This window comes from Lentzea sp. NPDC004789 (assembly GCF_053601075.1).
Map to the genome: position 1 here is coordinate 76,956 of NZ_JBSGBE010000013.1, position 16,297 is coordinate 93,252.

General features: G+C 69.3%; 16 protein-coding genes. 6 read left to right on the forward strand and 10 right to left on the reverse strand.

Annotated elements, in window-relative coordinates:
- Positions 1-39: 39 nt before the first annotated feature.
- Entirely contained in the window at positions 40-1,221 is a 1,182-nt protein-coding gene (gene hppD / locus ACWEIJ_RS27550) for a 4-hydroxyphenylpyruvate dioxygenase (protein WP_449840132.1), read from the reverse strand.
- Positions 1,222-1,334: 113 nt separating this feature from the next.
- On the opposite strand from hppD, the gene ACWEIJ_RS27555 reads away from it, so the two are divergent.
- A complete protein-coding gene (locus ACWEIJ_RS27555; protein ID WP_449840133.1) occupies positions 1,335-1,808 on the forward strand; it encodes an Lrp/AsnC family transcriptional regulator in 474 nt (157 codons plus the stop codon).
- 24 nt (positions 1,809-1,832) lie between these two features.
- Here the strand turns inward: ACWEIJ_RS27555 and greA are convergent, their stop codons facing one another.
- Both greA and ACWEIJ_RS27565 read right to left on the reverse strand, forming a co-directional pair.
- On the reverse strand, positions 1,833-2,330 hold the full coding sequence (greA, locus tag ACWEIJ_RS27560; protein WP_109632231.1) for a transcription elongation factor GreA: 498 nt from the start codon (positions 2,328-2,330) through the stop codon (positions 1,833-1,835).
- 184 nt (positions 2,331-2,514) lie between these two features.
- A complete protein-coding gene (locus ACWEIJ_RS27565; RefSeq protein WP_449840134.1) occupies positions 2,515-2,937 on the reverse strand; it encodes a DUF4307 domain-containing protein in 423 nt (140 codons plus the stop codon).
- Between the two features lie 96 nt (positions 2,938-3,033).
- Between ACWEIJ_RS27565 and mca the strand changes: the two genes are divergently transcribed.
- On the forward strand, positions 3,034-3,903 hold the full coding sequence (gene mca / locus ACWEIJ_RS27570) for a mycothiol conjugate amidase Mca (protein ID WP_449840135.1): 870 nt from the start codon (positions 3,034-3,036) through the stop codon (positions 3,901-3,903).
- 29 nt (positions 3,904-3,932) lie between these two features.
- Positions 3,933-4,172 carry a hypothetical protein gene (locus tag ACWEIJ_RS27575; protein WP_449840316.1) on the forward strand — a complete coding sequence of 80 codons (240 nt, stop codon included), beginning with the start codon at positions 3,933-3,935 and terminating at the stop codon, positions 4,170-4,172.
- On the opposite strand, the gene ACWEIJ_RS27580 is transcribed toward ACWEIJ_RS27575, so the two are convergent.
- The 5 genes from ACWEIJ_RS27580 to ACWEIJ_RS27600 are packed head-to-tail and all read right to left on the reverse strand — an operon-like array spanning position 4,169 to position 11,129.
- A complete protein-coding gene (locus ACWEIJ_RS27580) occupies positions 4,169-4,927 on the reverse strand; it encodes a nucleotidyltransferase domain-containing protein (RefSeq protein ID WP_449840136.1) in 759 nt (252 codons plus the stop codon). The genes ACWEIJ_RS27575 and ACWEIJ_RS27580 overlap by 4 nt on opposite strands.
- Positions 4,924-5,538 (reverse strand): nucleotidyltransferase domain-containing protein, encoded by a 615-nt coding sequence (locus tag ACWEIJ_RS27585; protein WP_449840137.1) that lies wholly within the window; start codon positions 5,536-5,538, stop codon positions 4,924-4,926. Before ACWEIJ_RS27585 ends, ACWEIJ_RS27580 begins: the two co-directional genes overlap by 4 nt.
- Positions 5,535-7,994 carry a polynucleotide kinase-phosphatase gene (locus ACWEIJ_RS27590; protein ID WP_449840138.1) on the reverse strand — a complete coding sequence of 820 codons (2,460 nt, stop codon included), beginning with the start codon at positions 7,992-7,994 and terminating at the stop codon, positions 5,535-5,537. The genes ACWEIJ_RS27585 and ACWEIJ_RS27590 overlap by 4 nt, the downstream gene beginning before the upstream one ends.
- Positions 7,994-9,331 (reverse strand): 3' terminal RNA ribose 2'-O-methyltransferase Hen1, encoded by a 1,338-nt coding sequence (locus ACWEIJ_RS27595; RefSeq protein WP_449840139.1) that lies wholly within the window; start codon positions 9,329-9,331, stop codon positions 7,994-7,996. Before ACWEIJ_RS27595 ends, ACWEIJ_RS27590 begins: the two co-directional genes overlap by 1 nt.
- A 52-nt stretch (positions 9,332-9,383) precedes the next feature.
- On the reverse strand, positions 9,384-11,129 hold the full coding sequence (locus ACWEIJ_RS27600) for an RICIN domain-containing protein (RefSeq protein ID WP_449840140.1): 1,746 nt from the start codon (positions 11,127-11,129) through the stop codon (positions 9,384-9,386).
- Between the two features lie 156 nt (positions 11,130-11,285).
- On the opposite strand from ACWEIJ_RS27600, the gene ACWEIJ_RS27605 reads away from it, so the two are divergent.
- Together ACWEIJ_RS27605 and ACWEIJ_RS27610 are read left to right on the forward strand one after the other, a co-directional pair.
- Positions 11,286-13,262 (forward strand): thioredoxin domain-containing protein, encoded by a 1,977-nt coding sequence (locus ACWEIJ_RS27605; protein ID WP_449840141.1) that lies wholly within the window; start codon positions 11,286-11,288, stop codon positions 13,260-13,262.
- A gap of 52 nt (positions 13,263-13,314) precedes the next feature.
- Complete coding sequence (locus ACWEIJ_RS27610) at positions 13,315-13,869, forward strand: hypothetical protein (RefSeq protein ID WP_449840142.1); 555 nt, start codon at positions 13,315-13,317, stop codon at positions 13,867-13,869.
- 3 nt (positions 13,870-13,872) lie between these two features.
- Here the strand turns inward: ACWEIJ_RS27610 and ACWEIJ_RS27615 are convergent, their stop codons facing one another.
- On the reverse strand, positions 13,873-14,754 hold the full coding sequence (locus tag ACWEIJ_RS27615) for a DMT family transporter (protein ID WP_449840143.1): 882 nt from the start codon (positions 14,752-14,754) through the stop codon (positions 13,873-13,875).
- Between the two features lie 46 nt (positions 14,755-14,800).
- Here ACWEIJ_RS27615 and pdxR point away from each other — a divergent pair, with 46 nt between their 5' ends.
- Positions 14,801-16,144 carry a MocR-like pyridoxine biosynthesis transcription factor PdxR gene (gene pdxR / locus ACWEIJ_RS27620; protein ID WP_449840144.1) on the forward strand — a complete coding sequence of 448 codons (1,344 nt, stop codon included), beginning with the start codon at positions 14,801-14,803 and terminating at the stop codon, positions 16,142-16,144.
- On the opposite strand, the gene ACWEIJ_RS27625 is transcribed toward pdxR, so the two are convergent.
- Entirely contained in the window at positions 16,141-16,275 is a 135-nt protein-coding gene (locus tag ACWEIJ_RS27625) for a hypothetical protein (RefSeq protein WP_449840145.1), read from the reverse strand. The genes pdxR and ACWEIJ_RS27625 overlap by 4 nt on opposite strands.
- Positions 16,276-16,297: the final 22 nt, after the last annotated feature.

A 16,297-nucleotide genomic window follows, 5' to 3' on the forward strand; every position in this document is an offset into this window, starting at 1 on the left:
TGTGTATCCCCCGTTAAGCACCTTACCGGGGGATCGCCATCAGAGGTTGCCGCGTCGCTCCTGTTCGCGCTCGATCGCCTCGAAAAGGGCCTTGAAGTTGCCCTTGCCGAAGCCCAGCGAGCCGTGCCGCTCGATCAGTTCGTAGAAGACGGTCGGGCGGTCGCCGATCGGCTTGGTGAAGATCTGTAGCAGGTAGCCGTCCTCGTCGCGGTCGACCAGGATGCGGTGCTCCTTGAGGACCTCGATCGGCACGCGGACCTCGCCGATCCGGGCCCGCAGCTCCGGGTCGTCGTAGTAGGAGTCCGGCGTGTCCAGGAACTCGACACCGGCGTCGCGCATGGCCGTGACGGTCCTGATGATGTCGTTGGTGGCCAGCGCGATGTGCTGGACGCCCGCGCCCTCGTAGAACTCCAGGTACTCGTCGATCTGCGACTTCTTCTTCGCGATCGCCGGCTCGTTCAGCGGGAACTTGACCCGGTGGTTGCCGTTGGAGACGACCTTGGACATCAGCGCCGAGTAGTCGGTGGCGATGTCGTCACCGATGAACTCCGCCATGTTCACGAAGCCCATGACGCGGTTGTACCACTCGACCCAGTAGTCCATCTTGCCGAGCTCGACGTTGCCGACGCAGTGGTCGACGGCCTGGAACAGGCGCTTCGGCGCACCCTCCGGCCGCTTCACCGTCGACGTCCTGGCGACGTAACCGGGCAGGTAGGGGCCGTTGTACCGGGAGCGGTCCACCAGCGTGTGGCGGGTCTCGCCGTACGTGGCGATGGCCGCGAGACGGACGGTGCCGTGCACGTCGGACACGTCGTGCGGCTCCTCCAGCACGGTCGCGCCCTGCTTGCGGGCGTGCTCGATGCACCGGTCGACGTCGCCGACCTCCAGCGCCAGGTCGACCACGCCGTCGCCGTGCCTGCGGTGGTGGTCGAGCAGCGGGGAGCCGGGCTGGACGCCGCCGTGGATCACGAAGCGGGCCGAGCCCGACTTCAGCACGAACGACTTGTGGGTGCGCTGGCCGGTCTCGGGACCCGCGTAGGCCACGAGCTCCATGCCGAACGCCACCTGGTAGAGCCAGGAGGTCTGGGTGGCGTTGCCCACGACGAACACCACGGCGTCCATGGCGCGCACGGGGAAGGGGTCCTTGGTCGCGTCGTAGTCGACCAACCCCACGAGCTGCCGGAGCTGGTCGTAGCTCACGTCGTCAAGCTGCTGCGTCATGCCTCACAGCATGATTCGACCTAGCAGGGTGAGCAACAGTCAGCGAATTCGCTGTGCATTTTGTACAGTGATCTGTGCCTTCAGATCAACAGAGTGAGCACTCTGACCAGCCGGTGGACGAACTCGACGCCAGGCTGTTGCTGCTGTTGACGGACGAGCCGCGGCTCGGCGTCCTCGAATGCTCCCGGCGGCTGGGCGTCGCCCGCGGAACCGTGCAGGCGCGCCTCGACCGGCTGGTCGAGCGCGGCGTGCTCACCGGGTTCCCGCCGGCGCTCGATCTCGGCGCGATGGGCTACGGGCTGACGGCGTTCGCGGTGGTCGAGATCGCGCAGGGACGGCGGACCGAGGTGTGCGAAGGGCTGGCCGCGATCCCCGAGGTGTGCGAGGTGCACGCGACGACCGGGCAGGGCGACCTCTTCATGAGGATCGTCGCGAGGTCGAACGCGGACCTGCAGCGGGTCGTCGACCGCGTGGTGGACGTGCCGCACGTGCGCCGGCTGTCGACGTCCATCGCCTTGTCGACGCCGGTGCCTCCACGGGTGCGGCCGCTCCTGGAACGCGTGAAGGGCGGTCACCGACCTCGGTGACCGCCCTTCGCAACGTCTGGAGAACTAGCCCGCGTACGGCAGTGCCGTGATCAGCGTGACCTTCTGGAGCTTGCCGTTGGGCAGCTCGTACTCGACGGTCTCGCCGTCCTTCGCGCCGTTCAGAGCCTTGCCGAGCGGCGAGGACGGGGAGTAGACCTCCATCTCACCGTGCGCGCCCTCTTCACGCGTCGCCAGCAGGAAGGTCTCGGTCTCGTCGTCGCCTTCGTAGCGGATCGTCAGCACCGTGCCCGGCGCCGCGACACCCTTGGTGGTGGGGGCCTCGCCGACCTTCGCGGCCTGGAGCAGCTCGTGCAGCTGGCGGATGCGCGCCTCCTGCTTGCCCTGCTCCTCGCGGGCGGCGTGGTAGCCACCGTTCTCGCGCAGGTCGCCCTCCTCGCGGCGGGCGTTGATCTCGGCAGCCATGACCGGGCGGTACGCGATAAGTTCGTCCAGCTCCGCCTTGAGCCGGTCGTAGGCCTCCTGGGTCAGCCAGGTCACCTGGGTGTCGCTCACGGTCACCAACTCCTCGTCTTGCTCCGGCGCACGTGTGTGCACCAGATAGTTCCCGGGCCGTGGGCCCGGAACGGAAAAACACGGCCCGCGCCGGGGCCGTGCTTGAGCCTCAAGAGTAACACGTGGACAACGTTCAGCGACGGCGATTTGTTCCCAGTCTCGCCGCTTAAACCGCAGATCACCCGCTTGGCCGCTAGCTCGTGGACAAGTAGGGGGGAACCTGGTAAGAGCACCCGAACACCTCGCCGGTGACCGGCGGCTTCGAGGTGCGGAGAACTGTTGTCTCGACGACGACGGAATTCCCCGGAGGCACCAGAACTTCGCGTCTGCCGCCTTCGTCCCCGTCCTTGGAACGGGCCCGAATGATGCAAACCGCTGGTCGCTCCGGTTGATCTCGGGAAACCTCGAAACTGACCTTCACGCTGTCGTCGCCGAGGATGATGAACGCCGTCTGCTTGGCCTCGATCGGCTTTGTGCCGAGATTTCGGTAACCGACGAAGGCCACCGCGGCACCGACGGCCACGGCTACAGCGAGTAACCCCCACCGTGCCCACTTGTTGAGCGGCTTGCGGCTGCTGTTGCCGTACCGCCCCTCTGGAAGCGCGCGTTGCGACACTTTCCCGCGCCCTCCTCAGTGCCTGGGGAACAATGGTGCCCGACGTTCGGTTGTTGAGTGTCGCAGGACCGTTCACACAGGAGGACCACGGGGGTCATGGCCGACAAGCTGCGCCTTATGGCAGTGCACGCACATCCCGACGACGAGTCGAGCAAGGGCGCGGCCACGATGGCCCGCTACATCGCCGAAGGTCACGACGTCATGGTCGTGACCTGTACCGACGGTGGCGCGGGCAGCATCCTCAACCCGGCGATGGACAGGCCGGACGTGCTCGAGAACATCATCGACGTTCGCCGCGAGGAGATGGCCCGCGCGGCCAAGATCCTCGGCATCCAGCACCGCTGGCTGGGCTTCAAGGACTCCGGCCTGCCCGAGGGCGACCCGAAGCCGCCGCTGCCCGAGGGCTGCTTCGCCCTCGTGCCGCTGGAGGAGTCGGTGCCCGCGCTGGTGGAGGCGATCAGGGACTTCCGCCCGCACGTCGTGGTGACCTACGACGAGAACGGCGGATATCCGCACCCGGACCACATCCGCACGCACGAGGTCTCGATGGCCGCGCTGGACGCCGCGGCGGATCCCGACTTCGAGCCGTCGCTCGGCAAGCCGTGGGAGACCCAGAAGGTCTACTACTCGCACGGCTTCTCGCGCGCCAAGCTGTCGGCGTTCCACGAGGCCATGGAGGCCCGCGGCCTGGAGTCGCCGTACACCGAGTGGCTCGCGAACTGGGACGCCAACCGCCCCGACGTGATGGAGCGCGTGACCACGCAGGTCGAGTGCGCGGACTACTTCGACGTCCGCGACGAGGCCCTGAAGGCGCACGCCACCCAGATCGACCCGACCAGCCGCTGGTTCGCGATCCCGCAGGACCTGCAGCGGGAGGTCTGGCCGACCGAGGAGTACGAGCTGGTGCGTTCGCTGGTCGACTCGACGCTGCCGGAGAACGACCTGTTCGCCGGAGTTAAGGTCTAGGGGTGAACCCCTGGTACGACACCGTCGCGATCGTGGCTGTGCGGCAGCCGTCGAACTCGAACGAGAACGACAAGGGCGGTCAGGGGGAGGACTTCGGCAAGTCCTCCCCGGTCGGCCTCGTGCTGCTGATCGTCTTCTTCATCGCGGTGTTCTTCCTCGTCAAGTCGATGAACAAGCACCTCAAGCGCGTGCCCGCGTCGTTCGACGAGCCGGCCGCCGAGGAGAAGCCCGCGGAGTCGGCGGAGAAGTCGTCCGAGAAGAAGGACTAGCTCAGCCGGGTCGCGATCACGAACTCGTGCACCGCCTCGAACGCGGGCGGGTGCTCGGGCAGATCGCTCGCGGTCCGCGCCTTCTGCAGCTCTTCCTGCCAGTGCGCGAGGTCCGCCTCCAGCCGTTCGGGAGCCGGTCGTGCGGCCACGCCCGCCAGCGCCCGGTGCTCGCCGAGGATCTTGGCCTCGATGAGCGCGGTCAGGTGGTCCGGGCCATCGAGCTTCTCCAGCAACGTCGGCAGGTGCGCGACGACCTCGCCGGTGCGCATCAGGTGCACGCCGGTCAGCAGCGCGCGGAACGTGTAGAGCAGCGGCTTGATCTCGCCGGTCCGCTCGAACAGCCGCCACTGCGTCACGGCGAATCCGCGGTAGTGGTGCCCGTGCCGTGAGGTCAGGCACCCGGCGGCCAGTTCCGCGAGCTCGCGGTGACCGCCGGTGGTGTGCACGACCAGCGGCGAGAGCAGCTGTTCCAGCACGTAGCCGTTCGGCCGGGTGAGCAGCCGGCAGAACTTCTCCACGTCGTGCGTGACGAGGTCGATCTCGACGCCGTCGCGCACCCACATCCGCTCCTTGGTCTCCGGACCGCGCCGCAGCCCGACGACCTCGGGGAGCGGCAGCACGTGCACGCCGCGCAGGTCGACGTCGGAGTCGCGGGACGGGAAGCCGTACAGGTGCGCGCCGGACACGGTCGCGAAGAGCAGACCGTGCGACTGCTCCTCGACGACCGCCCTCAGGTCAGGAACCTCGTAGCTCACAACGCCCTCCTGCGCACCGAAACCAGCCAATCCTCCACCCGAGCCCGGTCGGGTTCCTCCGGCAACGGCCCGTCCGCCGCGGCCAGTTCGTCCCCGAGCCGATGCGCCCAGGCCACCGCGTCGTCCCACGGCACCGTTCCATCCCGGATACCCAGCAGCGAACGGTCCGCCGCGATCTCGTACCGGCCGGTGCGCAGCAGGTTCAACCCGACCAGCCGCAGCCGCACGACGTGCATGAGCTGCTTCGGCTTGAGGTTGCGCCCCGCGCGCGACAGTTGCATCTCCGTCGCGCGCGTGAACGCCCGCACCGCGTACCGGGAGAGGAACGCGGGCAGCAGCTCGCGCAGCTCCTCTCCCAGCGGCGTGATGATCTCGACCAGCGGGCTCACCAGCGTTTCGAGCACCGTCGGGTTCGACTTCAGGCCCAGTCCGCAGAAGTGCTCGACCTCCCAGCTGAGCTGTTCCGGATCAGGTCCCTCCACCGAGGTCGGCGGCTTCTCCAACAGCCAGAACGCTTCCGTGGGCGCGACGAACACGCCACGTCTGTCCACATCGGACGACGCGGTCGCCAGCCCGTAGGCGTGCGACCCGATGATCGTTTCGAGAATCACAGTCGTGGGTCCACCGGTTCCGATTCCAGGGCCAGCACACCGAAAACGCATTCGTGCACGCGCCACAGCGGTTCGCCGCGCGCGACGCGTTCCAGCGCCTCGACGCCCAGGGCGTACTCGCGCAGGGCCAGCCCGCGCTTGCGGCCGAGAGAGCGCTTGCGCAGGCGTTCGAGGTTCTCCGGCGAGGTGTAGTCCGGGCCGTAGATGATCCGCAGGTACTCCCGCCCGCGCACCTTCACGCCCGGCTGGACGCGTCCGGCCGAGTTCGCCAGCGGCTTCACGACCATGCCCTCACCACCGGCCTCGGTGAGCTCCTCCCACCACCGCACGCCGGCCGCGGGATCCGCGGTGTCGACCACGAGGTGCCGGGTCTGCTGGAACAACGGTCCCTCCAGCCGTCCGAGCGTCTCCAGGTGCCACAGGTGCGAGCGGTCGTGGAAGGTCTGCCCTTCCGCGGCCAGCAGCTGGAACGGCGCGATCCGCACGCCGTCCAGGCCCTCGACCGGCCAGCAGTAGCGTTCGTAGGCCTTCTGGTACGCGGCCGCGTTCGACGCCCGCTGAACCGTGCGCGCCAACAGTTCCGAGACGTCGACACCACGAGCGGCCGCCGTCTCCAGAGCCTCCACCGCCACCGGCAACGCTCCGGTTGCCGCCGCGCCGACCGCCGCGTACTGCTCGCGGATCAACCCGGAAGCCTTGGCGTTCCACGGCATCAGCTCGGCGTCGAGGAGCAGCCAGTCCGTCGAGAACTCGTCGAACAGGCCGGCGCAGGCCGAACGCACGCGCGACAGCAACGACTCGCCCAGCTCGCCGTCGAAGAACGCCCGACCGGTGCGTGTGTAGATCGCGCCACCAACCTTCCGCACCAACAACACCGCGCGGGAGCCCATGTGCTTCTCCTCGCAGATCACCTGCGCGACACCCGCCGCCCGGTACTCGGCGAAGGCCTCGTCCGGGTGCTCCAGCACGTCATCCCGCGCCGAGGTCGCGCACGGTGCCATCGTCGGCGGCAGGTAGAGCAGGTCGTGCGGGTCGATCGCGAACCGGCTCATCACCTCCAGTGCCGAAGCCGACTGCTCCGCGCGGATCGTCACCGCGCCGATCAGCGACGTGTCGATCCGGCGCAGACCCGTGACGTCGGTCAACGACAGCACGTCCGGCGCGCGTTCGGCCACGGGCGCGGGGAACGGCCGGTCGTTCTCGTACCAGGTCTGGTGCGCCTTGACGGCGACGAGCTCCTTCTCCGGGTAGCGCAACGCGGTCAGCTTGCCGCCGAACACCACGCCCGTCTCCAGGCACATGGTGTTGTTGATCCACTCGGCCTCCGGCACCAGGACGTGCCCGTACAGCACCATCGCGGCACCGCGGTAGTCGTTCGCCCACGGCAACCGGACCGGCAGTCCGTACTCGTCGACCTCACCGGTCGTGTCGCCGTACAGCGCGAAACTGCGCACCTTGGCCGACGCCCGGCCGTGGTAGCGCTCGGGCAGACCGGCGTGTGCGACGACGAGGTTTCCGCCGTCCAGCACGTAGTGCGCGATCAAGCCGTCGCAGAACTTCTCGGCGGCACGACGGAACTCGGGGGTCTCGTGTGCGAGCTGCTCCAGCGACTTCTCCAGCCCGTGCCGGACCGTCACCTTGTGGCCGCGCAACGCCCGCACGAGCTTCTCCTCGTGGTTTCCGCGCACGCTCAAGGCGTGCCCGGCGGCGACCATGCCCATCACGAGGCGCAGCACGCCGGGCGTGTCCGGGCCGCGGTCCACGAGGTCGCCGACGAACACCGCCTTGCGGTCGGCCGGTGGGAGCGCGTCGACCGCGCGGCCCTCGTCGTCGCGCTGGATCTCGTAGCCCAGCTCGACCAGCAGCTCCTCCAGCTCGGCACGGCAGCCGTGCACGTCACCGATCACGTCGAACGGACCGGTCTCGTGCCGCAGGTCGTTGAGCAGCCTCTCGTAGACGATGACCGAGTTGTCCACTTCGGACTCGGTGCGCAGCACGTGGACACGTTTGAAGCCCTCCTTGCCGAGGAACTTCAACGACCGCCGCAACGCAGCCCGGTGCCGCTTCACCACGTGCGCGCCGAAGTCGCGGTCCGGGCGCTGTGCGTTGCGCCTGAGGCAGACGTCGGCCGGGGTGTCGAGCACGATCGCGACCGGCAGCACGTTGGCCTTCTTCGCGACCTCGACCAGCTTGGCGCGGTCGGGCGCCTGCACGTTGGTGGCGTCGATGACGGTGACCTTGCCGGCCTCCAGCCGTTTGGCGGCCACGTAGTGGAGCACGTCGAACGCCGCCGCGGACGCCGACTGGTCGTTCTCGTCGTCCGACACGAGACCGCGGAAGTAGTCGCTCGACAGCACCTGCGTGGGCAGGAAGTGCTTGCGCGCGAACGTGGACTTGCCGGAACCGGAGGCGCCGACCAGCACCACCAGACACAGGTCCGGGATCTTCAGTTCCATCAGGCTTCTTCCCCCAAGCCGAACACGGCCATCTGGGTCGGAGCGCCGCGCTCGGCGTCCTCCGGCCCGATCCCCACGTACCGCACGCGATAGCCACGTCGTGCGGCGACGCCGTCCGCCCACTCGCGGAACTCCGCCCGAGTCCACTCGAAACGGTGGTCGGAATGACGCATCTGCCCGGCGGGCAACGTCTCGAACAGCGCGTTGTACTCGACGTTCGGCGTCGTCACCAGCACGGTCGCCGGTCGTGCCACGACGAACACCGAGTGCTCCAGCGCGGGCAGGCGCGACGGGTCGACGTGCTCGACGACCTCCATCAGCACCGCCGCGTCGTACCCGGCCAGCGCGGTGTCCGCGTAGGTCAGAGCCGACTGCCGCAACGTGATCCGCTCGCGCACCCGGTCGGGCATGCGGTCGAGCTTCAGCTTGCGCGCGGCCTCCTGCAACGCCTTCGCGGACACGTCGACACCGTGGATCTCGGTGAACTCCGGCTCCTTCACGAGCTCGCGCAGCAACGCACCACCACCGCAGCCGAGGTCGAGCACGCGCGTGGCCCGCGCGTCCTTCAACGCCTTGATCACCGCTTCCTTGCGCTGTGCGGCAAGGGAGATCTTCGGTTCGGCGAGCGCGTTGTCCAGCTCCTCCGGCTCGACCTCGTCGACCTCGGCGAGGCGTTCCAGCGCGGACAGCACGAGCGGCCGCTTGCGGGCCAGGTACCTGGTGGTGATCAGCTCCTTGTCGGGGTGCGCGGACAGCCAGCCCTCACCCGCCCTGAGCAGCTTGTCGACCTCGTCGGCCGCGACCCAGTAGTGCTTGCCGCCGTCGAGCACGGGCAGCAGCACGTAGAGGTGCTTCAACGCGTCGCTGAGCCGGACGGTGCCGGTCAGCGTGACGTCGCCGTAGCGCGAGTCGCCGTGCTCCTTCGTTTCGACCGTCCAGCCGAGCGGCGTGAACAGCCGGTCCGCGAGCCGGTGCGGCAGCGCGGGAATGCGGATGACCAGCGGAATCGGCGTTTTGGCCAGTTCCGGGTAGCTCTCGCTGCGGCCGTTCATCGCGGTGCGGAACACGCTGCCGAGTGCGACCGTGAGCAACGAGCCGGCCGCGTACGGACGGTCGTTGACGTATTGGGTGAGCGTGCTGCCGGGACCTCGCACCAGCGCGATGGGGTCGACCTCAAGGAGCAGCGCGACGGTGCACTCCTCGTGCGTCGCCTTGGGGTAGAAGACGTGCGCGGTGCCCGAGCTCGTCGTGAAGGACTGGGCCCGTTCGGGGTGCTTGTGCAGCAGGTGACCGAGGTCGGTCGCCGGCTGGTGGGTGGTGGTCATGGTGAGCAGCACGAAGCCGAGTCTGATCGACAGACCCGGCTCGCGCAGGTGAATTAGCGTTCGTCTACTTGAGCGCGGTGCCACCGGAGTTGCGGTAGGCGATCGTCTTGTTGATCAGGTTCCCGCCGTCGGTCTCGGCCGTCGTCTGCTCGTTGTGCCCCGGGCCGAACAGGAGGGCGGCGACATGTGCGTTCGCCACCTGGTCCAGGTGCCCGAAGAGCCAGTCCACCTTGTCGTCCTGGTAGTGGTTGAGGGTGTTGTTCTGCGCCATGTTGCCCACGGGGATCTGCCACAGGACCACGGGCTTGCCCACCGACTCGGCCATGGTCTTGTAGAACCCCAGTGCGGCGTTGGCCTTCTGGTCGTTCCAGTAGGTGTTGCGGCCACCGTTCCTCGGCAGCGCGTACCAGCCCGCGTCGCGGTCCACCACGTCGGAGACGAGGAAGTCGGCGTTCTTCGCCCCCAGAGCCGCGTAGTCGTTGACGCAGCGCTGCAGGTTGCTCTCCCAGTCCCAGCAGGTGAGGTGGAAGCCCACGCCCGTGTTCGGCGCGTACTTGTGCGCCATCGCGATCAGACAGCCGGCGAGTCCGGCGGCGCTGTTCTCGTGAGATCCGCAGTCCGCCGGGTTCGAGGCGGTGACCTGCGCGGCGACCTTGTGCGGATCGCCGAGCGAACGGACGTAACCCCAGAAGTCCGGCTCGATGTCGATCATGTCCTGGGACGTGCCGATCTTCTGGAGGAAGAAGCGGTAGTCGTTCAGGTAACGCGTGAGCAGGTCGGTCCTGTTGATGGCGACGACCTCGCCCGGACCGTCGCCCTGTCCCGCCAGATCACCGAGGTCGCGCAACGAGTACCAGGTCCAGAAGTACTTCTGCGGGCGCGGTTTGCCCTGGTACGTCACCTTGGACACGCGGTCGTCGTTCCAGGTCACGTAGGTGCCGGGCGCCGTGGTCTCGCCGTTCCAGCAGCCCCACCAGCTCGACCACTCGGCCTTGCAGCGTGCTGCCGTGTAGTAGTCCGACGAGGGCGCGGGCCGGCTGTGCACGTAGTTGTAGCGCACGTCGAACGGCGCGGCGGTCGCGGAGGTTTCGGACATCGAGCCGCCGATGAGCATCGTGCTGCTGCCCATGAAACGGGCCGCGGAGTTGTTGCTGTTGGTGGTCGGAGCCGCCGTCGTGGTCGTCGCGCTGGTGCCGGCCGAGGCCTGGCTGGTCGGCACGCCGATGCTCGGCGAGGCGGGCTTGGCGGGCGTGGTGGTGCTGATGGTGCTGGTCGTGTCCGCCCCGCGGCCGGCCGTGACGAGCTGCCACTGCTGGTTGGGGCCGCCCCAGTCCCAGTACTGGGCGATGCGGCCACCGTCGGCCTTGTCACCGCCCTGGACCTCGACGGCCATGCCGCTGTGGCGGTTGATCAGCCGCACGTAGCCGTCTGACGACTTCTCCACGCGGAACTGCTGGTTGGCGCCGTTCAGGTCGCGCCACTGCACCATCGCGGAACCGGGGGTCTTCGACCAGCCGTTGTCGTCCAGCACGTTGCCGGAGTTCCGGTTCTGGACCCGGAAGTACCCGTCGCCCGCGGCGATGAACCGCCACTGCTGGTTCGCCCCGCCGTGCCGGCCCCACTGCACCACCGCCGCACCGTCGTTCGTGGCCCAGGCGAGGCCGTCCAGCGCCCTGCCGCTGTTGCGGTTGACCAGCACGTACCAGGACTTCGTGTCCACGGTTTCCGCGAGAGCGGAGTGGACCACGAACGTGGTGCCGGCCAGGACGGACAGGACGAGGGCCGCCAGGAAACCACGGCGCCTGAACAACCGACGCACACGATGCTTCGCAGGTGGGCGAGGGAACATGTGGTGCTCTCTTTCAGCCTTTGTCACTTAGGGGCGACACCTGGTTGCCACCGGCTCCGAAAAGGTTGCCGCTGTCCGCGAAATTTCTTCTCCGGCCGCGGCGGGGATACTGGGGGCATGGTGAATCGACTGGCACACGCCCAGTCGCCGTACCTCCAGCAGCACGCCGAGAACCCGGTCGACTGGTGGCCGTGGAGCCCGGAGGCGTTCGAGGAGGCGCGACGGCGCAACGTTCCGGTGTTGCTGTCCATCGGATACGCGGCCTGTCATTGGTGTCACGTGATGGCACATGAGTCGTTCGAGGACGACGCGGTGGCTTCCGTCGTGAACGAGAACTTCGTTGCGGTGAAGGTCGATCGTGAGGAACGTCCGGACGTCGACGCCGTGTACATGGAGGTCACGCAGGCCATGACCGGGCACGGCGGGTGGCCGATGACGGTGTTCCTGACGCCGGACGCGCGGCCGTTCCACGCGGGCACCTACTACCCGCCGGCGCCGCGGCCCGGCATGCCGTCGTTCACCCAGCTGATCGAGGCCGTCTCCGCGGCGTGGACCACCCGGCCGGAGGAGGTGCTGGAATCGGCTTCCGTTGTGGTGGAGGAGATTTCGCGGCATTCCGCGCCGCTGCCTCCGTCCGCTGTGGACTCGGACGCGCTCGCGGGCGCGGTGGTGTCGCTGCTGGGCGAGTTCGACCGACGGCACGGCGGATTCGGTGGTGCGCCGAAGTTCCCGCCGTCGATGGTGGTCGAGTTCCTGCTGCGCCACCACGAACGCACGGGGTCGGTCGAGGCGATCTCGATGGCGACCTCGACGGCCGACGCGATGGCGAACGGCGGCATGTACGACCAGCTCGGCGGCGGGTTCGCGCGCTACAGCGTCGACGCGGCGTGGGTGGTGCCGCACTTCGAGAAGATGTTGTACGACAACGCTTTGCTGCTTCGCTTCTACACGCGCCTGACGCGGGTCACGGGGTCCGAGCGGTACTCGCGGGTGGCGCGCGACACGGCGTCGTTCCTGCTGCGCGACCTGCGGACGGCCGAAGGCGGCTTCGCGGCTTCGCTGGACGCCGACACCGAGGGCGTCGAGGGTCTGACGTACGTGTGGTCGTTCGAGGAGCTGGGTTCCGCCGCCGCGGCGTTCGGTGTGACGGAGGAGCCGAACTTCGAGGACGGCAGGTCGACGTTGCGCTTCGTGTCCGAGCCGGGGGAGGACGTGCGGGCGTCGCTGCTGGCGGTTCGTGCCGCGCGTCCGCAGCCGGGCCGGGACGACAAGGTGATCGCGGCCTGGAACGGCATGGCGATCGCGGCGCTGGCCGAGGCGGGCGCGTTCTTCGGCGAACCGGCGTGGATCGCGGCGGCGTCGGAGGCGGCTTCGCTGCTCGCCTCGGTGCACCTGGTCGAGGGCCGGTTGCTGCGGACCTCGCGGGACGGGGTGGCCGGGCCGTCGTTGGGCGTGCTGGAGGACTACGGCTGCCTCGCCGACGGTCTGCTGGCGTTGCACCAGGTCACGGGCTCGATCCGGTGGCTCGACCTGGCGTGCGGGCTGTTGGACACCGCTCTCTCCCGTTTCGCCGTGCCGGATTCGCCTGGCGCCTACTACGACACCGCCGACGACGCGGAGTCGCTGGTGCGCCGTCCTGCCGACTCGACCGACAACGCGTCGCCTTCCGGTGCGTCCTCGCTGGCCTCGGCCTTGCTGACCGCGTCACTGCTGGTCGGTCCCGACCGGTCGGGGCGGTACCTGACGGCGGCGTCGGAGGCCGTGACGCGGGCCGGTCTGCTCGCCGCGCGGGCTCCGCGGTTCGCCGGTCACTGGCTGACCGTCGCCGAGACCCTGGTGGCCGGACCGCTGCAGGTGGCCGTCGTCGGTGCCGACGACTCGCGCCGTGCGTCGCTGTGGGCGGCGGCGGTCGCTCATGTGCCAGGAGGCGGCGTCGTCGTGGCCGGCGAGCCCGGCGCGACTCCGTTGCTGGAAGACCGCCCGCTGGTGGACGAGGCCCCGGCGGCCTACGTGTGCCGCGGCTACGCGTGCGACCGGCCCGTCGTTTCGGCAGAAGCCCTGGTCACTTCGCTGACGGCGAACACCACCGGCTGATTGCAGGCGTAACGTCAGTAATGACGTAATCATGTAATCAGGGGTGGTCGAAATGGGACGTGGATGGCGAGGACGAGGCGGGTGGCAGCAGGCTGACCTGCCGTCGGCCGACGACGCGGCGGCGTGGTTCGCGGGCCGGCTGCCGGACGGGTGGTTCACCGGCGCGCCGGAGGTGATCGTCGACCGCGAGGAGATCACCGTCATCGGCACGCTCCCGGCGCTGGAAGGCGAGTTCGACGACGCCTCGCGCGCGGCGGCCGAGTCGGGCCGCATCTCCCGCTGGCGGGAGGAGACGCGCGACGAGCGCATCGAGATCGCGCGCCAGGCCGAGCACCGCTACGGCCGCAAGGTGGCCTGGGGCGCGGTCCAGGGCGGCACGCGCGAGCTCTTCACTCATCTGGCCGTGCCGGTGATGACGCGTCTGCGTCAGCCGGAACGCCAGGTGCTCGACACGCTCGTGGCGGCCGGTGTGGCCCGTTCCCGCGCCGACGCGCTGGCGTGGGCCGTTCGCCTGGTGGGCGAGCACGCCGACGCGTGGCTGGGCGAACTGCGCGATGCGATGTCGAAGGTCGACGACCTGCGTTCGCAGGGCCCGGACCTGTCGTGACCGTCATGGCGTCGTGAGCTTCTCCTGCCTGGTCAGGGGAAGCTCACGACGCTCGGCGTCCGATGTCCGGGAACCCCTGCGAAGCCCGATGGCGCACCCGAGTGCGACCGTGGCGGCACCGGCGGCGGACACCAACGTGAGTTGCTGCGCGCCCAACAACACGGACGTCACCAGGCCGGAGACCGGCATCAGCCCGATGAGCACGCCGGCGCGGTCAGACCCAAGACGGTTCACGGCGAAGTACCAGAGCCCGAACGCCAGCGCGGTCACCACCACCGCCAGCAGCGCGAGCGCGGACGCCTGTCGCGCGTCCGGCAGCTGCCAGCCACCGAGGAACGTGCCGAGCACCGCGCCGATCACGGCCGCCAGCAGACACGTCCAGGTCGCCACGCCCAGCACGCCGAGCCGGCGCACGACGCCGACCGCGAACAGCGTGAAGCAGACCTCGCCGGCCATCGTCAGCAGAGCGAGCGCCAGGCCGGGGCCGTGCCACGTGCCGCCGCCGGACAACAGCACGATGCCCGCGGCCACCACCACCGCGCCGACAACGGCGGATGTCGTGCGTTGGCGGGACAACAGGGCCAAGGCGATCGGAGCGCCGCCCATCACGGCGGCCACGAAACCGGGTTCCGCGTACTGCTGCGCGGCGATCAACACGGCGTTGAAGCCGAGCATCCCCGTCGCGACCACGCCCAGCAACGGTGGGATGTCGCGCCACGACGGCATGGGCAGGCGGCGGGCCACGAGCAGCAGCACGGCCGCGCCCAGCAGGTAGCGCATGGCCTGGCCGGTCAGGACCGGATAGCCCTCCAGCATGCCGGTGACGGGTACGGACGCGCCGACGATCGTTGCCGCTGTCGCTCCCGCGGCCACCCCGAGTTTCATGCGCAGAGCCTTGCGCCGAACTGGTCCAGGTTTAAGCTCCACCTCCATGGTTGCGAACTGGACCACTTTTCGGGAGCTGCTGCTGCCGGGGCATCAGCGGCGGCGTGGTGTGGAGGCCGAGCTGCGCCGGGCCGTCCGGGACGGGCGGCTCACGCCGGGGACCCGGTTGCCGTCCAGTCGCGACCTCGCGGCGCAGCTCGGGGTGGCGCGCGGGACCGTCACGTCGGCCTACACCCAGCTCGTCGCGGAGGGGTATCTCACCACCAGGCGCGGGTCGGGGACGACGGTCGCGAGCCTCGGGCCCGCCGAGGAGTGCGGTGTGCCGCAACCGCCGCAGCGGTGGCGGTTCAACCTCCGGCCCGGGTTGCCCGCGCTGGGCGCCTTTCCGCGTGCGGAATGGGTCGCGGCGCACCGGGCGGCGCTCGCGGAGCTGCCCGACGACGACCTGGCGTACCCGGATCCGGCCGGGTTTCTGGGGCTGCGCAAGGAGATCGTCGACTACCTGGCGCGGGTTCGCGCGGTGGTGGCGAAGGACGCGGTGATCACCAACGGCTCGGCGGACGGGTTGCAGCTCACCGCCCGCATGGTGCGCGGCAGCATCGTGATCGAGGAACCGAGCCACTTCGGCGGCGAGCACATGTTGCGGTCGCACGGCCTCCACACCGTGCCGATTCCGGTGGACGACAAGGGGATCAGGGTCGACCTTCTGTCCAAAACGGACTGCCGGGCCGTGCTGGTGACCGCGGCGCACCAGTTCCCGCTCGGCATGGTGCTGCACCCGGAACGGCGGCGGGCACTCGTCGAGTGGGCGCGCGAGCGGGACGGGTTGATCATCGAGGACGACTACGACGCCGAGCACCGCTACGACCGGCCGGCGCTCGGGGCGTTGCAGGCGCTGGCGCCGGAGCACGTGGTGTACCAGGGGACGACGAGCAAGGTGCTGGCCCCGGCGCTGCGGCTCGCGTGGCTGGTGGTGCCGGAGCGGCTGCGCGAGGGCATCGTGAACCACAAGAAGTACAACGACATGGGCACTGCGACGATCCCGCAGGCCGCGTTCGCGCACATGTTGCGGACGGGCGGCTATGACCGGCATCTACGGCGTACGCGCGCGCTCTACCGGAAGCGGCGGGACGCGCTGTTGGAGGCCGTTGCGGAGTACCTGCCCGCGTGGCAGCCCATCGGCGTCGCGGCCGGGTTGCACGTCGTGTTGCGCATGCCGGACGGGACGGACGACCTCGCGCTGAAGAACCGGCTCGCCGAACGCGGGGTGCACGTGTGGGCGTTGGCGCAGTACACGCGCACGCCGATGTGGCCGGGGCTGGTGCTCGGCTACGCGGCGCTCACACCCGACCGCCTGCGCGAGGCGGTCAGGGAGATCGCGGCGGTCTAGAGGATGTGCTCGCGCTGGGTCTCGACGGTGCCGTCGTCGAGGATGTGCTCGCGCTTCTCGCCGATGCCGGGGGTGAGCGTGGCGACGGCCGCGACGAGCAGGATGGCGGCGACGATCTTGAAAGCCCTCATGGCGCGATAAACCCCCAGGTAG